This window comes from Hymenobacter cyanobacteriorum (genome assembly GCF_022631375.1).
GTDB lineage: Bacteria > Bacteroidota > Bacteroidia > Cytophagales > Hymenobacteraceae > Hymenobacter > Hymenobacter cyanobacteriorum.
Window position 1 is genome coordinate 426464 of record NZ_JALBGC010000004.1, and the last position, 20850, is coordinate 447313.

The window sequence follows — 20850 nt, forward strand, 5'->3', positions numbered from 1 at the left end:
TCGGCTGCGCTCGGCATGACTTTCCAATTAACCGCACACCGAAAAACAAAAGGCCCCGCCGGAGATTCCGGCGGGGCCTTTTCTACTATAATCAAACGCTACTTAAGCAGCCGGAGCGGCGCTCATCTTGTCGAGGGCATCCATCACCTCTTTCACGTGGCCGCGCGAGGTTTCCAGCAGCTGCTTCTCTTCGTCGTTCAGCTGCAACTCAATCACGCGCTCCACGCCGTTCTTGCCGAGGATAACCGGGGCCCCGAGGTACACGCCGTTGATGCCGTACTCGCCCTGTAGCTCGAGGCATACGGGGAACACGCGGCGCTGGTCGCGCACGATGGCTTCCACCATTTGGGCCGCGGCCGCGCCGGGCGCGTACCAGGCCGAAGTGCCCATCAGCTTCACCAGCTCGCCGCCGCCCACGGCTGTACGCTGCACGATGGCGTCCAGCTTTTCTTTGGAAATCAGTTCGGTAACGGGGATGCCGCCCACGGTGGTGTAGCGGGGCAGGGGCACCATGGTGTCGCCGTGGCCACCCATCAGCACGGCCTGAATGTCTTTCGGGCTCACGTTCAGGGCCTCGGCCAGAAAGGCGCGGTAGCGGGCCGTGTCGAGGATGCCGGCCATGCCGAATACCTTTTCGCGGGGCAGCTTGGCGGTGAGGTGGGCCTGGTAGGTCATCACGTCGAGCGGGTTGCTCACTACGATGATGATGGCATTGGGCGAGTGGGCCACCACCTGCTCGGTCACCGATTTCACGATGCCGGCGTTGATGCCAATCAGGTCGTCGCGGCTCATGCCGGGCTTGCGGGGCAGGCCCGAGGTAATCACCACCACGTCGGAACCGGCCGTGCGGGCGTAGTCGTTGGTCACGCCCACGGTGCGCGAGTCGTAGCCGATAATCGGGGCTTTCTGCCAGATATCGAGGGCTTTGCCTTCGGCGATGCCTTCTTTAATGTCAACCAGAACAATTTCGTTGGCAATTTCACGGGTGGCGAGCACGTCGGCGCAGGTTGCGCCCACGTTGCCGGCTCCGACTACGGTAACTTTCATAGAGAGAGTGGTTGGTGGTTGGGGAATACGGCCGCAAAAGTACGGCCGGGAGCCGCAAGAACGAGTACCCCGAAATTTCATTTCGGCCCGTTCGTGCAATCGTGCGCGCAAAAGGCGCTGGCGGGCCGAAATAAAATTTCGGGGTACGCCGCCTCACAGCGACACGCGCGCCGAAGCCAGTACCTGCATAGGCCGCAGCTGGTAAGTCGTCTGAGCCAGCTGGAACGGGCTCACGAAGCTGTACTGGTACTGCCGCGTATCGAAAATATTGCTCCAGCGCAGCTCCAAATCAATTTTCCGCCCCTTCGTGGGCATAGCGTAGCGGTATAGCAAATCGGCAAACACGGCGCGCACCGTGGGAGCCGGTCCGCGGCTGTCGTAGTAGTCGCCGCTGAGGGTAAACTGGTGGCCACCCGTCGGAAATATGCTGGCGCTGGCGTGGTGCTCCTGCACCCGCGCGGCGGCCGTGGCGGGCCCGTCGGCCACGGCGCTACGCAGGGCCGTGAGCGTAGCGTTGTAGTCGAGGCTGCCCCAGTCGAAGGCCGAAACGCTCATTTTGAGGCCTACCGTGGCATTTTGGGTGCGGGTTTGGGCGAGTTGGCCGTTCAGCACTTGCGGCTGCTGGCGTTGGCTGGCGCTGGCCTGCAGGCTCAGGTTGGTTTTCCAGGGGCTGATGAACTGGCTGGCGCTGGTATTGAGCGAATGGGTCAGGGCGCGGCTGTTCTGGTCGAGGGCCACGGTCGTCACGGCCCCGCTGGCATCGACCTGGCTGCTGTAGAGGCGGTTATTAAGCGAATTGCTGAACGAATAGAAGGCGTTGAAAAAGCGCGATTTCAGCGGATTTTTGAAGTAGAAGCCGCCCGAATAGCGCTGCGTCTGGGTGCGGGGCAAGGGCGCATCGTTGCGTTGCAGGGTGCGGTAATCGCGCAAAATGTAGGCGTAGTTCAGCTGGCTGATTTCGCCAAAATCATTGCTCAAACCCGCGCTGGCCGACACGTACCACAGCGGCCCGAGGTCGCGGCGCAAACTCAGGCTGGGTTCGGCCACCACGGCGCGCAGGCGCTGCCCGGCCCCGAGCGGCGCATCCTCGGCCCGAAAATCGTAGTAGCTTACCGGCACGCTCAGGCTGGCCTGCCAGGTGTCGGCTTTGCGGCTCAGGCCGGGCTCGAGGTAGTAGCGGCCGCGGTTCCAGCGCAGGTCGTTGCGCAGCGGCGGGCCGGCAAGGTCGGGCTCCGCGCTGGTCGTCAGCGTCGAAGTCAGCCGCTGAATTTCTTGCGAAAAGCCGGCCTGCCCCGAGTAGGCCCAGCCGCCCCGGCTCAGCGTGAGGCCCGCCGAATTATTGGTGAAAAATGCCCCCAGCCGCGCCTGCTGCCGGGCCGAATCGTAGGGCACGCCGCCCGTGAGCAGCCCCGCAAACGCGCCCGGCTGCACCGCCAGCTGCTGCGGGCTGTTGCTGAAAAACGTGAACGACGACAGCTGCACGATGCGCCCGCCGCTCAGCGGCCGCACCAGCCCCAGCCGGTTGCTGACGGCCACAAACGGGTTGCGGGCCTGCTGGGTGATGCGCAAGCCGGTTTCGGCGCGGGCCAAGTCGCCGGTTTGCGCGTCCCAACGACCATCCAGGCTCAGCGTGTTTTTCAAATAATAGCGCTTTACGTTCTTAATGAAGGCGAAGTCGGCCAGCAGGTTGCTGAAGGTGAGGCGGTTGCTTTTGGCTTCGGTCAGCGTTACGGTGCGGTTGTCGGGCAGGAAGAACCGGGTTTGCGCCCCGCCGCGCTGGGTTTGCACGTCGTGCAAGTAGGAGGCATTCACTCGCAGCTGGTTTTCCGGGCTGATGGTGACAAGGTGGTTGGCACTCAGCAAATGCACTTGGTTGAAGAGGTAGCGGTTGGCCGCCACCGGCGGGCTGCCCAGGCCCTGAATGTGCGTCAGGTCGGGTTTGCGGGTGCTTAGCTCGCTGCCTTGCTGCAAATCGGCCAGCGTCAGCGGTTTCAGCTCGGCGGCCACGTCCTGGCCGGTGTTATTGCCCTGGTAGGTGTCAATGAGCTGCTGGCGGCCGGCAAACAGCATCGGCGACACGTTGGCGCTCCACAGCGGCCCCAGCGGCGCGGCTCCCCACCCGGCCCCGAGGCGGGCCTGCCCGGTGGCCGTTACCTTCTTCTTGAGCTCGAGGTTGAGGGCCGCGTTCTCGGGCCGGGCCAGGCTGTCGAGCGCCCGAATAGGCTGGTGTCGCTCGAGCACCTGCACGCTCTGCACGGCATCGGCGGGCAGGTTGTTGCTGGCCATGGTGTAGCGGCTTTCCAGCAGGTCCTGCCCGTTGATGTAGAACTTGTTGATGGGTTTGCCCTCGTAGGAAATCTGCCCGTCGCCGCCCACTTCAATGCCGGGCATCTTCTTCAGCACGTCGGCAATCACGCGGTCCTGCTTGTTGGCAAAGGCATCCACCTTATAGCTCAGCGTGTCGCCCTGCCGCGTGATGGGTGCGCCTTTCACGGTTACTTCTTTGAGCTTGATTTCGCCCGGCGTGAGCACCACCGCGAACTGCTGCGAGCGGTTGGGCACCAGCACGCTCCATTCGGCGTGGCTCATCGAACGGGCCCGCAGCCGTACCGAGTCCGGTCCCGTTTCGAGGCCGATGCGGAAAGCCCCGGCCTCGTCTGTAAATCCGTAAGCCAGCACCGTATTGTCGCGGGTTTCCACGGTGAGGGAAATGCCGCCCAGTGCCTCACCGCCCTTTTCCGTCACCGTGCCCGCAAACGTGCGCGGGCTGGTTTGGGCCATTGCCAGGCGGCTGCCCCCAAGCAACAGCCAAAACAGCAACGCGGCGGCACTGCGGAAGCGGGGCCACATTAAGCTAGAGAAGGGCAACATAAGCGAGGGGTAGATGCCAATGGAGCGGTAAATTAGCGCAATTCCAGCGGGTTGTTGCGCCGCTTCAATTTGTCGCGGTGGCGGCTGCGGTCTTCCTCCGTCACTACCATGCCCTCGCTTTCCATTGCAGCGAACGGGTTGGCGCGGTAGTCTTGTCCGGCCTGCCGGAACCGGGCGCGGGTCGTTTCCTGCACATTGCCCATAAAGCCCGGCACTGTCATTGGGGTAGCCAGCTTTTGTACCGCTACTAAGTCGAACGAGTAATGGGCTTTGGTATCGGCCAGGCGCACGATTAGCCCGGGCAGGCCACTGAATTTATAAGGCCCGTCGGATATGGGCAACTCGTTGGTAAACCATGCTTCGTAGTTTCGGCCGGCATAGGCTACCTGCGCCTTCTGGCAGGCGTAGCCCGCCACGGCCTGCCGCTCCGGCAGAATACGCCACGCCAGCACCGATTCGGGCTCTGTGTAGCGAAAGCGTTGAATGTCAATTGTCTCAATCGTTGTAATGCTTTTGCATTCGTAGTTTTTGTAGATGCGGTAGTTAATTGACGTAACCGGCATACCTGCCACCGATAGCCGTCCGCCCTGATTCAGTCTCATCCGGGCCAGCACCACCCGTTGGGCCGAATCCATTTGCAGATTCTTTCGGGTGGTGTACTCCGATTCCTGCTTATTAATAAATAAAAAAGCCGTTTCGCTCACGACCGACATTTTATTGAGTGAGTCGGACTGGTAGGTGAAACGATAGACGCAACGAATGTCAGCAGTGAATGGCAGATTGTTGAGCGAAATTTGCTGGCAATAGCAATGGTTGGTAAAACAGAGAGCCAGCGCCAATGCTGCAAAAAATCCTGATATCTTCATGGTGTTTCGACAAACGGTTAAACTAAAGAATATTAGTATAATTGAAAAGCAAAAAATCGGGTATGCTAACGTTGCTGCTTCATGCAAAGGCAGTAACGTTAGCATACCCGATTTTTTGCTTTTCAGCAAAACTGGGTAAGTGCGTTGAGCGCGCTTATTCGTGACAAGCAATTTCCAACTCCATAACCCTGACAAGGCGGTGGAATTCTGAACCACATACTACTCTGGTTTCGCAGGATAACTCAACGAAATCGCACTTCCATTCCCAGCCTTCATCAACTGCTGCCATGGTTTTCGATTTTTTCGCTTCAGTTCTGCGAGTGTTTTCTGAAGTGTTTTTGATTGGAGTTACGTTTTCTGCAAATGCCGCAGTATTTAAACCAGCGAGCACAGCAATGAGAGCAAAAATTCTTTTCATAATTTGTGAAATGTGGTGGTTGGTTTTAGAAGATTCCGCCCCAAATCCAATTTTTTTTTTGGTAAAAGTCAAATAAATCAGCGAATTATACGCTGGAGAAAATTGATTTTGTATGTCGAGGGCGCGGATGGGCTGGTGTCGCTCGAGCACCTGCACGCTCTGCACGGCATCGGCGGGCAGGTTGTTGCTGGCCATGGTGTAGCGGCTTTCCAGCAGGTCCTGCCCGTTGATGTAGAACTTGTTGATGGGTTTGCCCTCGTAGGAAATCTGCCCGTCGCCGCCCACTTCAATGCCGGGCATCTTCTTCAGCACGTCGGCAATCACGCGGTCCTGCTTGTTGGCAAAGGCGTCCACCTTGTAGCTCAGCGTGTCGCCCTGCCGCGTGATGGGTGCGCCTTTCACGGTTACTTCCTTGAGCTGCGTGGTGCTCTCGCGCAGGGCCAGCGGCACGGTTTGGCTGCGGTTGGGTAGCCGCCGCAGCAGTTCGGCATAGCCCAGGGCGCGGGCGTGGCGGTACACCGAGTCGCTGGCGGGCGTGGCGGCCAGCGTCAGCTTAAAGCTGCCATCGGCGGCCGAAATGACGAAAGCGGTAGCTGCTGGCTGGGCTTTTGTTTCGGCTTCGAGCAAAATGCCTTCCAGCGGCTGCCCGGCCGCGTTGCGCACCGTGCCCGTGAGCGTGGTTTGGGCGTTGGCCTGTCGCGTACCGAACAGGCTCACGAACAAAACCGCCATCCATCTATTGAACAAGCGCATAAACAGGCGGTTAGCGCGGGCCTATTTCAACTCAATCGGATTGGTCGGCCGTTTGGCGCGCTCGCGGGCTTTCTGGCGGAAGGCGGTTTCTTCCTCAGGAGTTTTGAAGCGGATGTTGCCGTTGGCCAGCATCTGTTCGAGGCCGGCGCGGGCATCGGTGGCTTTGCCCGCCAGAAACTCAGCTTTCGAAACCGACTTGGCGTTTTCTTCGGGTACCTTCATCGGTACGGGGGCGGGCAATTGCCGCAGGCGCGCCAGTTCGTAGGTATAGCTGGCACCGGTATCGGCCAGCTTCACGATGAGGCCGGGCAGGCCGTAGAATTTATACGGGCCTTCGGGCACGGGCACTTCGCGGGTGAACCAGGCTTCCCAATGCCGGCCGGCGTAGGTGGTGGTGGCCCGCTGGCAGTTATAGCCTGCGATAGCCGCCGTGGTGGGCAGAATGGTCCAGGCAAGCCGGTCCAGCGGCTCGGCGTAGGCGAACTTGCCGAGGCCAATACGGTCGCGGAAAACGAGCTGCTTGGCGGCGGGGATTTTGAAAATAATTTCCCGGAAGCTAGTTCGAAATGCGCCGATATCGATTTTGCCCATGTCGATAGTTTTATTGCTGCCACTGCCCGTGGCCTGGGTTTCGGCCGTTTTGAAAGCGGATTCCACCAATGAGTCGCCCCGCACCGCATTCAGGCTTTCAAAACGCGACATTTTGCTGCCGATTTGCAGGCGCATGATGTCGGAGCGCGTGGCCGGGGCCGTGGAGTCGGTGCGGAAGGTAAGGCGGTAGATGGCTTCGAGCCGCACCTGGTCTGTGGCGGGCAGGGCGGGCACGGTTTGGGCGCGGGCGGGCAGCGCCAGCAGCGCGCCGGCCAGCAGGAAGTAACGTAAACGCATGGAAAGGAGGAATTGAGTAGGGTAGCAATTTACGCGCTGCCTATCGTATTCCAGCGCTACATCCGCTGCACCGTGAGCACGCGCTCCGTGGCGTCTTCCACCTTGAACCGCTCATCCACTCGCCAGCCCACCACCCAGCAGATTTTGCCGTCGGCCGAGGTGAGCACGCGCACGTCGTCCTTCAGGTTCAGGGGCACTTTCTGGTCGATAAGGAAGTCGCTGAGCAGCTTTTTGCCCTTCATGCCCAGCGGCATAAACCAGTCGCCTTCCTGCCAGCGGCGCAGCGTGAGCGGGAACTTTATTTTGTCGGCATCGAGCGCGGCGGTGCTTTTCGAGCGTGGAATGATGAAGTGCTTCACGTCATCGTGTAGCTCGGTTTTCAGGCGCAGGCCGTCGGCCAGCAGGTCGGTTTGGCCGGCCGCCAGCTGGAAGGTGCCGAACTGCGAGGTGCGGCGCGGCGTGATAACCAGGTTTTCGCGGTCCTTCACCAGCCGGTGGGTGGGCGAGTCGAAGCGCCGGCCGCTTTCGCCGCCAAATGCGCCCACAATGTCCTTCACCACCGGCCAGGCAAAGCCGAAGGGGCGCAGAATCTCGTGCAGCACCAGCGCGGTGGCGGCGGTTTTTTGCAGCGTGGCGATGTTGAGGTAGGTCACGTCGGCCTCGTCGCGGCGGGCCTGGGCGGCGGCGTCGGCCACGTAGCGACGCACAATTTCCTCGGCCCCGCCCACGCGCTCGGCGGTGCCGGCCATCGTCTCATCCAGGCTGGGGTTGATTTCGCGCAGCACGGGCAGCACCTCGTGGCGCAGCAGGTTGCGCTGGTACACGGGGCTGTCGTTGCTGTCGTCTTCGCGCCAGCGCAGGCCGCGCTCTACCAGGTATTCGTGCAGGTCGTCGCGCCCCAGTCCCAGCAGCGGCCGGATGATGTTGCCGTTCTTCACCTGAATGCCGTGCAGGCCGGCCAGGCCGGTGCCGTGCGTCAGGTTCAGGAGCATGGTTTCGGTTTGGTCGCGCTGGTGGTGGGCGGTGGCGATGTAGGCCAATTGTTCCCGCTCCCGCACCTGCTCGAACCAGCGGTAGCGCAGCAGGCGGGCCGCCATCTGGGTCGAAATGCCTTCCTGAACGGCAAATTCCTTGGTCCGGAAAAACTCGGCGAAGTAGGGGAGGCCATACTGCTTGGCCAGCTTGCGCACGAACTGCTCGTCGGCGTCGGCATCTTCACCGCGCAGGCCGAAGTGGCAGTGCGCCACTGCCACCTGCGCGCCCAGCCGGTGCAGCACATCGAGCAGTACCACCGAATCGAGGCCACCGCTCACGGCCACCAGAATAGGGTCGGTTTCGAGGTTGAAAAGCTGGTGTTCGGCAATGAACTGGCGGACGGAATCGAGCATGATGCAGAAATGTTGACGGGGCAAAAGTACCAGCCGCGCGGGCGGTTTGCACGCCTCGGGCACTACCGCGCGCTGTCCGGCGTTAGCCCCGGCCGCCTGCCGTACCTTTGAGGCCCGCATGACCTTGTTCCGCTTCTTTCTATTCCTGTTGCCTGCGCTGCTGCTGGCGCGCCTTGGCGCCGCCCAGACGCAGCCCAAGCCTGCTCAAACGCCCACCGCGGTACGCCCGGCCGCGCCGCGCCCGGCGCCCACGCCGCCGCCCGGCATCAAGGGCTCGCCCATTCGGCTGCTTACTGCCGGGGCGCTGGTGGGCGGCGACTTCAACGGCGTGAAAATCCGCAAGCTGATTACCAACGTCAGCTTTCAGCAGGATGACGTGTTTCTGTACTGCGACTCGGCCTACCAATACCTTGATAAAAACCAGGTCGAAGCCTTCAGCAACGTGCGCGTGGTGCAGAGCGACACCATGACCATCACCGGCGACCACGGCTTCTACGACGGCGCCAAACGCACCGCCCGCATGACTGGCAACGTGGTGATGCGCGACACCCGCATGACGCTGACCACGCCCAGCCTCGACTACGACCTGAACCGCAAAACCGCCGCCTACACCGAAACCGGCCACCTCACCGACCCGCAAAACACGCTCGACAGCCAGCAGGGATTCTACGACACCAACACCAAGGTTTTCGTGTTCAAGCGCGACGTGCACCTCGTCACGCCCGATTCAGAGCTGAACAACGACACGCTGCGCTACAACACGGTCAGCAAAATCGCCTATTTCAACGGCCCCACCCGCATCAAGGGCAAGCAGGGAAACCTCTACGCCGAGGGCGGCAACTACAACACCATCACGCGGGTATCGGATTTCAAGAAAAACGCTAAAATTGACACGCCCAACTACCTGCTCGGCGGCGACCAGCTGGTTTATGATGAGCTCAAGCAGTACGGCGTGGCCAAAGGCCACGTCTCGCTAATCTCGAAGAAGGACAACCTCATGCTGCGCGGCGACCTCGGCCGCTACTGGCGCGCGCTGGGCCGCACTAAGCTCTACGGCGGCCGCCCGGTGGTGCGCAACATCAGCCAGAAAGACACGCTGTACATGGCCGCCGACACGCTCGTCAGCGTGGAAGCCAAGCCCGGCCAGACCACCAAGCGCACGGTGCTCTATGCTTACCCCAAGGTGCAGATTTTCCGGGGGCCGATGCAGGGCATCTGCGACTCGCTGACCTACGACCGGCAGGACAGCATCATCTATCTGAATCAGGACCCCGTGCTCTGGCACACCAAAAACCAGCTCACCTCCGACTCGATGCAGATTCGCTCGAAGCGCGGCAAGGTGGACGAGATGCGCCTCTTCGGCAATGCCTTTGCGGTGAACCAGGACACGCTGCTGAACTTCAACCAGACCAAGGGCCGCAGCATGCGTGCGTACTTCCGCGACGATAAAATGCGCCGCGTGGACGTGCTGGGCAACGCCGAAAGCATCTTCTACGCCCTCGACGGCGACACCGCTACCACCGGCATGAACCGGATGCTCTCGGCCAACATGCGCATCCTGTTTGCTGATAACAAGCTGAGTCGCATTTCAACCTTAGCCAACCCCGAGGCCCGGTTCATCCCGCCGCACGAGCTCAAGCCCGACGATGAGCGCCTGAAAGGCTACTCCTGGCGCGCCAAGGAACGGCCCACCCGCCGCCAGGTGTTGGGCAAGCAGTTCGACGACCGACCCAAAAAGAAAGTCGTGAAGAAAAAAGCCGCACCCAAACGCAGCCCCAAAAAGCCCGCGCCGAAGAAAACCCCAGCCAAAACTGCTCCCAAAGTGCCCCCGGCCCCGAAAACCGCGGCCAAGCCGGCACTGCCGGCTGCTGCGGTAACCCCGGCCACCCGCCCGGCGGCTTTGCCAAAGCGCTAGCTGCAACCTTTGCCCAGGGCGCAGCACTCTTGCTGCTGCCGGCCCGGCTTGCAGGCCGGTTTGCCTCCCCGGGCTCAAATCGTTACCTTTGCACCCCTTATGCCGATTTCCCGCCTCCTGGTTCTCTTTCTGTTCGTTACTTCGTTGCTGCTGGGCTCCTGCACCAGTGGCTACCAGCGCCTGCTGAAGAGCCCCGACGTGAACAAAAAGTACGAAGCCGCCATTCAGTACTACGATAAAGGCGACTACTTCCGGGCGGGCACCTTGCTCGAAGACCTGATTCCGCTGCTGAAAGGCCGGCCCGAGGCCGAGAAAGCCCAGTTCTACTTCGCCAATACCAACTACAAGCAGCGCAACTACGTGCTGAGTGCCTTCTATTTCAAGTCGTTCACCGATACGTATCCCAATTCGGAGTACGCCGAAGAGGCTTCGTATCTGCACGCTAAGTCGCTGTTTTTGGATTCGCCGGGCTACGAGCTCGACCAGACCAACACCATCTCGGCCCTCGAATCCATCCAGGATTTTCTGAACCGCTACGGTGAAAGCAAGTTCAAGGCGGAGGTCGACGGCATGTCGCAAGAGCTGCAGAAGAAGCTGGAGAATAAAGCGTTCGAAAGCGCCCGCCTCTACTACTCGCTGCGTTACAACCAGGCCGCCGTGGTAGCCCTCACCAACTTCCAGCTGAACTATCCGGCTTCGGCCTACGCCGAGCAGGCTGCTTTTCTGCGCATCAGCGCCCAATACGCCTGGGCACAGGAAAGCATCGAGGAAAAGCAGCGCGAGCGGTTTCTGGAAGTCGTTTCCTTCTACCAGCAGTTTGTGGATGCCTACCCGCAGAGTAAGAACCTGAAAGCTGCCCTGACGATGTACGACACCAGCCAGAGTGAAATTTCCCGGTTGAAGTCGGTACCGACGGCGGCCAAGTAATCTTGGGTTGTTGGTTGCTTGTTATTGGTTCTCGGGAAAATTTTCGAAACCGATACCAGCGCCTAACAACTGATACCGAATAACTAACAACTAAATTTATTGCCCATGAAACCGAATCCCAACGCCGTATCGAGCTCCATCGTCACGCGCAACATCGCCGACATCACCGGCGATAACGGCAACGTGTACGAGGCCATTGCCGTGATTTCCAAGCGCGCCAACCAGCTGTCGGTGAAGCTGAAAGAGGAGCTGAACGACCGCCTGGCCGAGTTCGCCTCGACGGTTGATAACCTGGAGGAAGTATTCGAGAACCGCGAGCAAATCGAGGTATCGAAGCAGTACGAGCGCATGCCCAAGCCCACCAGCCTGGCCATCGAGGAGTTCCTGCAGGGCAAAATTGCCTACACCACGCCCGAGCCGGAGGAGATTCCGATTCCGCGCGAGCTGTTCTAGGCTTCGGTAGCCTGATTGTTTGAAAGAACGTCATGCTGAACGCAGTGAAGCATCTTTACCGCCCAAGTAATTCAGTTACTATTGCGGTAGAGATGCTTCACTGCGTTCAGCATGACGCGTTTTTGGCCTATTATCCTCATGTCTGAAACCAGCCTTTCACCCGCCGTTTCGCCGTTATCCGGCCGCCGCATTTTGCTGGGCGTGAGCGGCAGCATTGCGGCCTACAAAGCGGCCCCGCTCACACGCCTGCTTGTACAGGCCGGAGCCGAAGTGCAGGTGATTCTGACCGAGGCGGCCACCGCTTTTGTGACGCCGCTAACGCTGGGCACGCTCTCTAAAAAGCCGGTGCTAACGGGGTTTTTGCGGGATGCAGCGGCCGGCGAGTGGCACAACCACGTCGAGCTGGGCCTGTGGGCCGATGCGCTGCTGATTGCGCCGGCCAGTGCCAACACCATCGGCCAACTGGCCAATGGGTTGTGTCCCAATCTGCTGTGCGCCGTGTATTTATCGGCCCGCTGCCCGGTGTTTCTGGCCCCGGCCATGGACCTTGATATGTACGCCCACCCCGCCGTGATGCAAAATCTGGCGCGGCTGCGCAGCTTCGGCAATCACGTATTCGAGTCGCCCAGCGGCGAGCTGGCTAGCGGCCTGCGCGGTCCCGGCCGCATGCTGGAGCCAGAAGACATCGTGCTTCAGATAACGCATGTTTTGGGGCAAAGAAGTGAAAAATAGAACGTCACGCAGAGCACAGCGAAGCATCTTTACCGCTTAATGCAATCCAATAAAAATAAAAAGGGTTAGCAGTGGCGGGCAAGATGCTTCGCTGCGCTCTGCATGACGTTCTTTCCAAAAAAACTCAAAACTCAACCCTTCCTCCGTGCACGTCCTTCTCACCGCCGGCCCTACGTATGAGCCACTCGACCCCGTCCGCTTCCTCGGCAACCGCTCGACAGGCAAGATGGGCTACGCGCTGGCCGAGGCCTTTGCTGCCGAGGGCGCGGAAGTAACGCTGGTGAGCGGCCCGAGCCAGCTGCCCGACCCGGCCAGCCCGCGCATCCATACAGTGCGGGTGGAAACGGCGGCCGAGATGTTTGCGGCGGCCGAACAAGTAGCGGCTGAGGCCGACATATGGGTATTTGCCGCGGCCGTGGCCGACTACCGGCCGGCGCAGGTAGCGGCCGAGAAAATTAAAAAATCGGGCGAAACGCTGACGCTGGAACTGGTGAAGAACGTGGACATTGCCGCCACGCTGGGCCAACGCAAGCGCGCTGAACAATTTGCCGTCGGTTTTGCGTTGGAGACGACGAACGAGCTGGCCCACGCCCAGGACAAACTGCGCCGCAAGAATTTCGACCTCGTGGTGCTGAATTCGCTGCGCGATGCGGGCGCGGGCTTCGGCCACGACACCAACAAGGTGACCGTGCTGGATGCTGCCGGCCAAATCGTTAATTTTGAATTGCAGTCCAAAGCCGATGTGGCCCGCGGACTGGTTAGCCTGATTCTGGCCCGCCGGCCTCTTTCTTCGAACGTATGATGCGAATTTCTCTCGCGGCCCGGCCGCTGCCTGCGCTACTGCTGCTTTTGGCGCTGCTGTGGGCCGGCCCCGCCCGCGCCCAGGAGCTGCTGGCCGAAGTGCGCGTGTCGACTGAAAACGTGACGATTTCAGACCCCAGCCTCGTGACGCAGATGCAGAACGACATCCGCAACCTGCTCAACACCCAGGCCTGGACCAACCTCACGTACCAGCCCACCGAGCGCATCCGCCTCAAAATGTTCATTGGCATCACCGCCATCCCGCAAAACGGCACTTACAACTGCACGATGCGCCTGATTTCGTCGCGCCCCGTGTACGGCACCGGCTACGAAACCAACATGGTGAGCCTAGTGGACAAGAACTTCAACTTTAACTACTCGCCGCAGAATCCGCTTTCGTACTCGGCCAACAGCTTCACCTCGAACTTGGCCTCGCTGCTGGGCTTTTATGCTAACCTGGTGATTGGGCTCGACCGCGACTCGTTTGCTCGCCTCGGCGGTACTACGTACTACGAGCAGGCCCGCACCATCGTGAACTACACGGCCAACCAGACCCAGACCAACGAGCCCGACGACGGGTGGCGCGGCAGTGGCTCGCGCGAACGCCACTGGGTGCTCGACAACCTGCTCGACCCCCAGCTCGAAGCCTTCCGGACCAGCCTGTACGGCTACTACCGGCAGGGCATGGACATCTTTATTGAGAAACCCGAAGAGGCCAGGGCCTCGGTGATGGTGGCCCTGACGGGCGTGCAGAAAGCCGCCCTCACGCGCCCCGGCACTCTGTTTGTGCGGGCCTTCTTCGATGCCAAGTCGGATGAAATTACCAACATTTTCCGCACCAGCACCGATGCCCAGCTCAAGCAGCAAGTGGTGACGATGCTGACGGATGTGGACCCCACGAATTCGGCAAAATACCAGACGCTACTACGCTAAAAAGAACGTCATGCAGAGCGCAGCGAAGCATCTCGCTCGCAATTGGTAATTAATTTTGATTACACAGTATTTGATTGAAATTACTGCCGCACGCGAGATGCTTCGCTGCGCTCTGCATGACGTTCTGAATATATTATGCTAGTCGATTTACGGATTAATAACTACGCGCTGATTGAGCAATTGGAATTGCGCCCGTCGCCGCTGCTGAACATTATTACGGGCGAAACCGGGGCCGGCAAATCCATTATGCTGGGTGCTATTGGCCTGCTGCTGGGCAACCGGGCCGACTCGCGCATGCTGTTCGACACCGAGCGCAAGTGCGTGATTGAGGGACAGTTTGATATTGCCAATTACCAGCTGCAGGATATTTTCGAGGCCGAGGATTTGGACTACGACACGCACTGCATTCTGCGGCGCGAAATCAGCCCGAACGGCAAGTCGCGCGCCTTCGTGAACGACACGCCCGTGACGCTGGAGGCGCTGCGGAAAATAGGGGCCAACCTGATGGATATTCACTCGCAGCACGATACGCTGCTGCTGGGCGATGGCGTTTTCCAGCTGAACCTGCTGGATTTGTACGCCGGACTGGTGCCGCAGCGCACCATGTATAGTCACGCCTTCCGGCAGTACCGCAAGCTCGAAACCGACCTGAACGCGCTGGAAAGCCAAGCCGCGCAGGCCAGCAAAGAGCTCGATTACAACAGCTTCCTGTTGAACGAGCTGGAAGAAGCTCGCCTCGATAACGAAGACCAGGACGCGCTGGAGCAGGAAATCAAGCAGCTGGAGCACGCCGAGGAAATCAAGTACAAGTTGAGCCAAGCCCTTCATGGCCTGCGCGACAGCGAAACCTGCGCTACCGGCAACCTGAAGGAAGCCGTGGGCCTGCTGGGCCAGGTAGCGAGCTACGCCGACAACTTTCAGGAGCTGCGCGAGCGCCTGAACTCATGCCTGATTGAGCTGCACGACATTGCCGACGAAGTAGAAACTGCCGAACGCCGCACCGAGGGCGACCCCGCCCGCGCCGAGGAGCTGCAGGACCGCCTGAACGTGCTCTACACGCTGCAGCGCAAGCACCAGGCCCGCGACCTGCCCGCGCTGATAGCCGTGCGCGACAACCTGCGCCAGAAGGTGAGCTCGGTGCTGAACCTGGACAAGGAAATTGCCCGCCTGCGCAAGGATTCGGACGCGGCGCTGGCCGCCGTCACCAAGCAGGGCAACAAGCTGTCGGAAAGCCGACGCAAGTCGTTTCCGCACTTTGAGAAGCAGCTGGGGCTGCTGTTGGCCGACCTCGGCATGCCGCATGCCCGCATTGTAGTGCAGCACAGCACCGGCGCGCCGGCCACCAGCGGCATCGACGTGGTGAGCATTCTCTTTACGGCCAACAAGGGCGCGCAGCCCCAGACGCTGAGCAAAGCCGCCTCGGGCGGCGAGTTCTCGCGCCTGATGCTGTGCATTAAGTACATGCTGGCCGATAAGACGGCGTTGCCCACGATTGTTTTCGACGAGATTGACACCGGTATTTCGGGCGAAATTGCGGTGAAAGTGGGCCGTATGATGCAGCAGATGGCGCAGAAGCACCAGCTCGTGGCCATTTCGCACCTGCCGCAGATGGCGGCGGCCGGCGACGTGCACTACTTCGTGTACAAGGAAGACCGTGCCGACCGCACCGTGAGCCGCATCCGCGAGCTGAACCAGGACGACCGCATCAAGGAAATCGCGCACATGATTGCGGGGGCCAAGCCCAGCGAAAACGCCTTCCAGAGCGCCCGCGAGCTGTTGGCACTGCGGGGCGAAACGGTAAATGAGCAAGTGAGTAAATGAGTAACTTGCCGCCTGAATTTGATTGGGCGCGAGTAGCTGCTCATTTACTCACTTACTCATTCACTCCTTTACCTAATGGCTAACAACCTCCTCGCCGGCAAAGTCGGCATCATTTCCGGCGCGCTCAACGACCAATCCATTGCCTGGAAAGTGGCCCAGCGCGCGCACGCCGAAGGCGCGCGCTTCGTGCTCACCAACGCGCCGCTGGCCATGCGCATGGGCGAAATCAACAAGCTGAGCGAGGAGTGCAACGCGCCGATTATTCCGGCCGATGCGACTTCGACGGAGGAGCTGGAGGCGCTGTTTTCGGGCGCACAGGAGAAGCTGGGCGGCAAGATTGACTTCGTGCTGCACAGCATTGGCATGAGCGCCAACATCCGCAAAAAGAAGCACTACGGCGAGCTGGACTACAAATTCTTCAACCAGACCATCGACGTATCGGCCCTGTCGTTTCATAAGATGATGGCCGTGGCCGAAAAGCAGGACGCCATGAACGAGTGGGGCAGCATTGTGGCTTTGAGCTACATCGCGGCCCAGCGCGCCTTCCTCGACTACACCGACATGACGCAGGCCAAGGCCATGCTCGAAAGCATTGCCCGCAGCTACGGCCAGCGCTTCGGCAAGCTGAAAAAGGTGCGCGTGAACACGGTGTCGCAGTCGCCCACCAAAACCACGGCCGGCACCGGCATCACCGGCTTCGATGCGTTCTACAACTTCGCCGACATGATGTCGCCGCTGGGCAACGCCCCGGCCGAAGCCTGCGCCGACTATTGCATCTCGCTGTTTTCGGACCTGACGCGCTACGTGACCATGCAGAACCTGATGCACGACGGCGGCTTCAGCACCACCGGCATCTCGGCCGAGATGGTGGACGTGCTGACGAAAGTTTCGGGCATGCAGGAGTAGACCTGACTTGTTGAATAGGAGAAAGCCCGGCCGGTTGGTCGGGCTTTTTTGTTAGTAGGTCAGGGTGTAGGTCTGCGTAGTGCCTGATGGAACGAAAATAGTATCACCGAAGGCGATATAGCTTCCATTTTTACGCTGCCTAACCAAAATACGCTGGTCGGCTGGAGCATCTATGATATAAGGAGTGGGAAGACCTGATAAATTAATGGAAGCGCCGCCACCCATAATATTCCGGCTAAAAACAGTATTTCCACCGTAGCAGGAGCTAAAATCGACGTAATACGAATACGACGTTGGAATTTGGCTGGGGTTAGTAACAACAAAATTTATAGAGCCTTTACGGGGAATTAGAAAGTCCGGGGCTGAATAAACAGTATCTCGTTTGGGTTGATAGAAAGCGAGCTCAGGCTCGCCAATCAGGTAATATTTCGACTTGTCTGGGCTGAAGACAACCTCAATAAATCCATCGGCAAGCTCATCATCGCTCAGGAAGCCACTGACGCGGTAACGGCCATTGGCATCGGTGGTGGCAATGGCTTTTTTGCGCACTTTAGGGGAATACGCCGGTCCACCGGCCCACTGCAGCGTCACGACTGCATTGGAGAGCGGTGCGGAGCCTGACGTAAGCAGTCGTCCCGTCACAACAGTGCAAGAACCCGGGCATTCGGGCAATTCCTCTTTTTCGGTGCAGCCCGCAACACAAACTGCCAGTGCAAACCAAATAGAATAAGGGGCTTTCATGAGGGAAGGCGGTAGTTGTGCGGAGAAGCATCCGAATATACTGCCGACAGCTTGAAGACACGACTGTTAGCAATTATGCCGGGAACGATTGCGCAGATAATCCGTGCTTTCGGCCCGCGTAGCCGCTAGGTTTGCGCCACACTAACCGCGCTGAGCCATGAAGAATCTATTGCTGCTGATGCTGCTGAGTTGCGGCGGGCTGGGCCGGGCCTGGGGCTACGATTTCGTGGTGGCGGCCGACGGCAGCGGCCGGTTCCGCACCGTGCAGGCGGCCTTCGATGCGGTGCCCGATTTCCGGAAAAAGGTCACTACCATCTTCATTAAGAAGGGTATTTATAAGGAAAAGCTGGTGCTGGCGGGCTCCAAGCAGCTGGTGAAGCTCATTGGGGAGGACCGGGACCAAACCATCCTGACTTACGACGACTACAACCAGAAGAAGAATATTTTTGGCGAAGACAAGGGCACGTCGGGCTCGGCAAGCTGCTACATCTACGGCGCGGATTTTTCGGCCGAGAACCTCACGTTTCAGAACTCATCGGGGCCGGTGGGCCAGGCGGTGGCCGTGTGGGTGGATGGCGACAAAGCCGCGTTCGTGAACTGTCGGTTTCTGGGCTTTCAGGATACGCTGTACACCTATGGGCGCGGCAGCCGGCAGTTTTACAAGAATTGCTACATCGAGGGCACGGTGGATTTTATCTTCGGCTCCAGCACGGCGTGGTTCGAGGATTGCGCCATTTTCTGCAAGCGCGGCGGGTTCGTGACCGCGGCCAGTACGCCCGACACGGCGCGGTTCGGCTACGTGTTCAGCCACTGCCGAATTACCGGCGATGCGCCGGCGGGCAGTTTCGGGCTGGGCCGACCCTGGCGGCCCTACGCCAAAACCGTGTTCCTGAACTGCGAGTTGGGAGCCGTGATTCGGCCCGAAGGCTGGGACCCGTGGGACAAGGAATCGAACAAGAAAACGGCCTACTACGCCGAGTATCAATCGCGCGGGCCGGGCGCTGCGCCGAAGCAGCGGGCGGCGTGGTCGCATCAGCTCACGGAGGCAGAGGCGAAAGATTACACCCGCGACAGCGTGCTGCACGGCTGGCAGCCGTAGGGGCGGGGCTTGCCCCCGCCCGTCGGGCGCGCCGTTATTACGACACTGTTCAACGACGGGCGGGGGCAAGCCCCGCCCCTACAAACATGATGAAACCCCTACTTCTCGTGCTGCTGGCCGCCGCTCCGGCATTGGCCCAAACGCCCACCAGCTCCATCACCGTGGCGCAAGATGGCAGCGGCACCTATCGCACCGTGCAGGCGGCCGTAGATGCCGTGCCCAACCAGTCGCAAACGACGGTAACCATCCGCATCAGGCCCGGCACCTACCGCGAAAAGCTGGTGGTGAACACCCTCAAAACCCACCTCAAATTAGTGGGCGAAAACGCCGAAACCACCATCCTCACCTTCGACGACCACACCGGCGACGCGGCCGGGCACGACACGTATTCGTCGCACTCGGTGCTGGTGCAAGCCAACGACTTCGCCGCCGAAAACCTCACTTTCGCCAATACCGCCGGCTACACTGCCGGCCAGGCCGTGGCCCTGCACGTGGAGGGCGACCGCGCCACCTTCCGCCACTGCCGCGTGGTGGGCAACCAGGACATCCTGTTTCTGGCCGCCGGCCACACCCGCCAGTATTTCCAGGACTGCTACCTCGAAGGCACCACGGATTTCATCTTCGGAGCTAGCACCGCCGTGTTCGACCATTGCGTTATCAAGAGCAAGAAAAACTCGTTCATCACGGCCGCATCCACGCCCGAGCAGCAGCCGTTTGGCTTCGTGTTTCTGAACTGCAAGCTGACCGCCGACACGGCGTTGGCTAAGAAGGTGCACCTCGGCCGGCCCTGGCGGCCCAATGCCAAAGTGGTGTACCTGAACACCGAAATGGGCAGCCACATCGCGCCCACCGGCTGGGACAACTGGAAGAACCCGGCGAATGAAAAAACGGCTTATTTCGCCGAATACCGCTCCGTTGGGCCGGGCGCTACCCCGGCGGCGCGGGTGCCGTGGGCGCACCAGCTCACAGCCAAAGAAGCCAAGGGCTACACGCTGAAAGCAATTTTTGCGGCCGAGGTGCCGTGGGTGCCGGCGCGGTAGGCCGTCGTCATTGCGAGCGAAACGAAGTGGAGCGTGGCAATCCTTCTTCTCGCAGCGGCCAACCTTGAGTTGTGATAAGCCTTTTGATTAGAGCGAAAAGCTCCGGCAATATTCCAGCGCCGGGGCTTTTCATGTTTTCAGGGCTTTGTGCATCGAGAGGAAAGATTGCCGCGCTTCGCTCGCAATGACAGGATAACCTCAATACCCCCGGCTCAAATCCACCAGATTCTCCAGCGGCTGGCCGAGGCGCAGGTTTTCGAGGTTGCGCAGCAGTACGTCGACTTTGCTTTCGTCTTCGTGGTGCTGGCCGCCGCCGGTGTGCTGGGTGAGGAGGACGTTGGGCAGCGTCCAGAGCGGGTTGTCGGTAGGCAGGGGTTCGATGGCGGTTACGTCGAGCACGGCCCCGCCGAGGTAGCCGGCCTGCAGCAGGCGGATGAGGGCGGGCTCGTCGGTGGTGTTGCCGCGGCCCACGCTGGCATAGATGCTGCCCGGGCGCATGGCCTGTACCAAATCGGCCGAGAAAAAGCCCTCGGCGCTGCCGGGCAGCGTGTTTATCACGATGTCGGTTTCGGGCAGGGCGGCCTTCAGGTCTTCTTTGGAGCGCAACTGCGCCTCGGGGTGGGTGCGGGCCAGCAGCTGTACCGGGCATTCGAAACCGCTAAGCTGCTGGCGCAGGGCCAGCGCAATGGCGCCCGCGCCCAGCACCACCACGCGCTTGCCGCGCAACAGGCCGGCGCGGTTGCGCACGTAGGCGCCGCCCACCCACTTTTTGTGCGATTGCAGCACGGCCAGCTCGCCGAGGTGGCGGTAGAGGGCCAGCAGGCCGCCCACCATGGTTTCGGCACAGGGCCAGGCAAAGAAGTCGCCCATGTTGGCCACGGGCAGCGCCAGGTGCAGGTGGCGGTAGCGCTCGAAGCCAGCCGAATCTATCTGCCAGAAGCGCAGCCGGGGCGAGGGGCCGGCCGCCAGCCACACGGGCGGCGGGTTGCCAAGCAGCACATCGGCCTCCTGAAAAGCCGGGAACTGGTCTTGGGGAGCTAAGTCGTGGCTGAACGTGGCTTCCATCTCGGCCGGAAGCTGCTGCTGCAGGTAGGCGCGGGCCGAGGCGCTGAGAGGCGAATAAACGAAGAGATGCATGGGGGAGCAGCCGGCACGGCCGCAGGCAATTGGCAAGCGTGAGCCCCTGAAACGGGACGACGGACAAAGTTGCTGCCCGCGCGGCATATTTTTGGTGCGGAAGTGGCTCGAACG

Annotated in this window: 18 protein-coding genes; 10 read left to right on the forward strand and 8 right to left on the reverse strand. The window is 60.5% G+C overall.

All coding sequences use genetic code 11. From position 1 onward, the window contains the following. Nucleotides 1-102 precede the first annotated feature (102 nt). The 6 genes from mdh to tilS all read right to left on the reverse strand — a co-directional run bounded on the left by mdh (nt 103) and on the right by tilS (nt 8231). Nucleotides 103-1047 (reverse strand): malate dehydrogenase, encoded by a 945-nt coding sequence (mdh, locus tag MON38_RS16105; protein WP_241937171.1) that lies wholly within the window; start codon nt 1045-1047, stop codon nt 103-105. Between the two features lie 153 nt (nt 1048-1200). Further along, nucleotides 1201-3897 (reverse strand): carboxypeptidase-like regulatory domain-containing protein, encoded by a 2697-nt coding sequence (locus MON38_RS16110; RefSeq protein WP_241937172.1) that lies wholly within the window; start codon nt 3895-3897, stop codon nt 1201-1203. Between the two features lie 53 nt (nt 3898-3950). Then, entirely contained in the window at nt 3951-4784 is an 834-nt protein-coding gene (locus MON38_RS16115; RefSeq protein ID WP_241937173.1) for a GLPGLI family protein, read from the reverse strand. 154 nt (nt 4785-4938) lie between these two features. After that, a complete protein-coding gene (locus MON38_RS16120; RefSeq protein WP_241937174.1) occupies nt 4939-5955 on the reverse strand; it encodes a carboxypeptidase-like regulatory domain-containing protein in 1017 nt (338 codons plus the stop codon). Nucleotides 5956-5976: 21 nt separating this feature from the next. Continuing rightward, entirely contained in the window at nt 5977-6843 is an 867-nt protein-coding gene (locus MON38_RS16125; protein ID WP_241937175.1) for a GLPGLI family protein, read from the reverse strand. Between the two features lie 56 nt (nt 6844-6899). After that, a complete protein-coding gene (tilS, locus tag MON38_RS16130; protein ID WP_241937176.1) occupies nt 6900-8231 on the reverse strand; it encodes a tRNA lysidine(34) synthetase TilS in 1332 nt (443 codons plus the stop codon). Nucleotides 8232-8349: 118 nt separating this feature from the next. Between tilS and MON38_RS16135 the strand changes: the two genes are divergently transcribed. The 8 genes from MON38_RS16135 to MON38_RS16170 all read left to right on the forward strand — a co-directional run bounded on the left by MON38_RS16135 (nt 8350) and on the right by MON38_RS16170 (nt 16719). Beyond that, the gene (locus tag MON38_RS16135) at nt 8350-10146 is read left to right on the forward strand and encodes an OstA-like protein (protein ID WP_241937177.1); all 1797 of its coding nucleotides are present in this window, start codon (nt 8350-8352) and stop codon (nt 10144-10146) included. A 99-nt stretch (nt 10147-10245) separates the two neighbouring features. Continuing rightward, nucleotides 10246-11073 (forward strand): outer membrane protein assembly factor BamD, encoded by an 828-nt coding sequence (locus MON38_RS16140; protein ID WP_241937178.1) that lies wholly within the window; start codon nt 10246-10248, stop codon nt 11071-11073. A gap of 105 nt (nt 11074-11178) precedes the next feature. Next, complete coding sequence (locus tag MON38_RS16145; protein ID WP_241937179.1) at nt 11179-11526, forward strand: DNA-directed RNA polymerase subunit omega; 348 nt, start codon at nt 11179-11181, stop codon at nt 11524-11526. Nucleotides 11527-11664: 138 nt separating this feature from the next. Further along, nucleotides 11665-12258, forward strand: coding sequence for a flavoprotein (locus MON38_RS16150; RefSeq protein ID WP_422388750.1), 594 nt, complete (start codon nt 11665-11667; stop codon nt 12256-12258). Nucleotides 12259-12403: 145 nt separating this feature from the next. Beyond that, nucleotides 12404-13060 (forward strand): phosphopantothenoylcysteine decarboxylase, encoded by a 657-nt coding sequence (locus MON38_RS16155; protein WP_241937180.1) that lies wholly within the window; start codon nt 12404-12406, stop codon nt 13058-13060. Next, entirely contained in the window at nt 13057-13992 is a 936-nt protein-coding gene (gene porD / locus MON38_RS16160; protein WP_241937181.1) for a type IX secretion system protein PorD, read from the forward strand. Before MON38_RS16155 ends, porD begins: the two co-directional genes overlap by 4 nt. A 135-nt stretch (nt 13993-14127) precedes the next feature. After that, a complete protein-coding gene (gene recN, locus MON38_RS16165) occupies nt 14128-15813 on the forward strand; it encodes a DNA repair protein RecN (RefSeq protein ID WP_241937182.1) in 1686 nt (561 codons plus the stop codon). 75 nt (nt 15814-15888) lie between these two features. Continuing rightward, the gene (locus tag MON38_RS16170) at nt 15889-16719 is read left to right on the forward strand and encodes an enoyl-ACP reductase FabI (RefSeq protein ID WP_241937183.1); all 831 of its coding nucleotides are present in this window, start codon (nt 15889-15891) and stop codon (nt 16717-16719) included. Nucleotides 16720-16770: 51 nt separating this feature from the next. Here MON38_RS16170 and MON38_RS16175 read toward each other — a convergent pair whose 3' ends face one another. Beyond that, nucleotides 16771-17460, reverse strand: coding sequence for a carboxypeptidase-like regulatory domain-containing protein (locus MON38_RS16175; RefSeq protein ID WP_241937184.1), 690 nt, complete (start codon nt 17458-17460; stop codon nt 16771-16773). A 157-nt stretch (nt 17461-17617) separates the two neighbouring features. On the opposite strand from MON38_RS16175, the gene MON38_RS16180 reads away from it, so the two are divergent. Together MON38_RS16180 and MON38_RS16185 are read left to right on the forward strand one after the other, a co-directional pair. Continuing rightward, nucleotides 17618-18559 carry a pectinesterase family protein gene (locus tag MON38_RS16180; RefSeq protein ID WP_241937185.1) on the forward strand — a complete coding sequence of 314 codons (942 nt, stop codon included), beginning with the start codon at nt 17618-17620 and terminating at the stop codon, nt 18557-18559. Between the two features lie 89 nt (nt 18560-18648). Further along, entirely contained in the window at nt 18649-19599 is a 951-nt protein-coding gene (locus tag MON38_RS16185; RefSeq protein WP_241937186.1) for a pectinesterase family protein, read from the forward strand. Between the two features lie 198 nt (nt 19600-19797). On the opposite strand, the gene MON38_RS16190 is transcribed toward MON38_RS16185, so the two are convergent. Beyond that, nucleotides 19798-20736 carry an NAD(P)-dependent oxidoreductase gene (locus MON38_RS16190; protein ID WP_241937187.1) on the reverse strand — a complete coding sequence of 313 codons (939 nt, stop codon included), beginning with the start codon at nt 20734-20736 and terminating at the stop codon, nt 19798-19800. Between the last annotated feature and the right edge of the window lie 114 nt (nt 20737-20850).

Coding starts and splice junctions, on each gene's coding strand:
- MON38_RS16145 (WP_241937179.1), top strand. CDS start 11,179: ATGAAACCGAATCCCAACGCCGTATCGAGCTCCATCGTCACGCGCAAC.
- MON38_RS16185 (WP_241937186.1), top strand. CDS start 18,649: ATGAAACCCCTACTTCTCGTGCTGCTGGCCGCCGCTCCGGCATTGGCC.
- MON38_RS16180 (WP_241937185.1), top strand. CDS start 17,618: ATGAAGAATCTATTGCTGCTGATGCTGCTGAGTTGCGGCGGGCTGGGC.
- MON38_RS16110 (WP_241937172.1), bottom strand. CDS start 3,897: ATGTGGCCCCGCTTCCGCAGTGCCGCCGCGTTGCTGTTTTGGCTGTTG.
- MON38_RS16135 (WP_241937177.1), top strand. CDS start 8,350: ATGACCTTGTTCCGCTTCTTTCTATTCCTGTTGCCTGCGCTGCTGCTG.
- MON38_RS16190 (WP_241937187.1), bottom strand. CDS start 20,736: ATGCATCTCTTCGTTTATTCGCCTCTCAGCGCCTCGGCCCGCGCCTAC.
- MON38_RS16120 (WP_241937174.1), bottom strand. CDS start 5,955: ATGCGCTTGTTCAATAGATGGATGGCGGTTTTGTTCGTGAGCCTGTTC.
- recN (WP_241937182.1), top strand. CDS start 14,128: ATGCTAGTCGATTTACGGATTAATAACTACGCGCTGATTGAGCAATTG.
- MON38_RS16175 (WP_241937184.1), bottom strand. CDS start 17,460: ATGAAAGCCCCTTATTCTATTTGGTTTGCACTGGCAGTTTGTGTTGCG.
- MON38_RS16150 (WP_422388750.1), top strand. CDS start 11,665: ATGTCTGAAACCAGCCTTTCACCCGCCGTTTCGCCGTTATCCGGCCGC.
- tilS (WP_241937176.1), bottom strand. CDS start 8,231: ATGCTCGATTCCGTCCGCCAGTTCATTGCCGAACACCAGCTTTTCAAC.
- MON38_RS16140 (WP_241937178.1), top strand. CDS start 10,246: ATGCCGATTTCCCGCCTCCTGGTTCTCTTTCTGTTCGTTACTTCGTTG.
- mdh (WP_241937171.1), bottom strand. CDS start 1,047: ATGAAAGTTACCGTAGTCGGAGCCGGCAACGTGGGCGCAACCTGCGCC.
- MON38_RS16125 (WP_241937175.1), bottom strand. CDS start 6,843: ATGCGTTTACGTTACTTCCTGCTGGCCGGCGCGCTGCTGGCGCTGCCC.
- MON38_RS16115 (WP_241937173.1), bottom strand. CDS start 4,784: ATGAAGATATCAGGATTTTTTGCAGCATTGGCGCTGGCTCTCTGTTTT.
- porD (WP_241937181.1), top strand. CDS start 13,057: ATGATGCGAATTTCTCTCGCGGCCCGGCCGCTGCCTGCGCTACTGCTG.
- MON38_RS16170 (WP_241937183.1), top strand. CDS start 15,889: ATGGCTAACAACCTCCTCGCCGGCAAAGTCGGCATCATTTCCGGCGCG.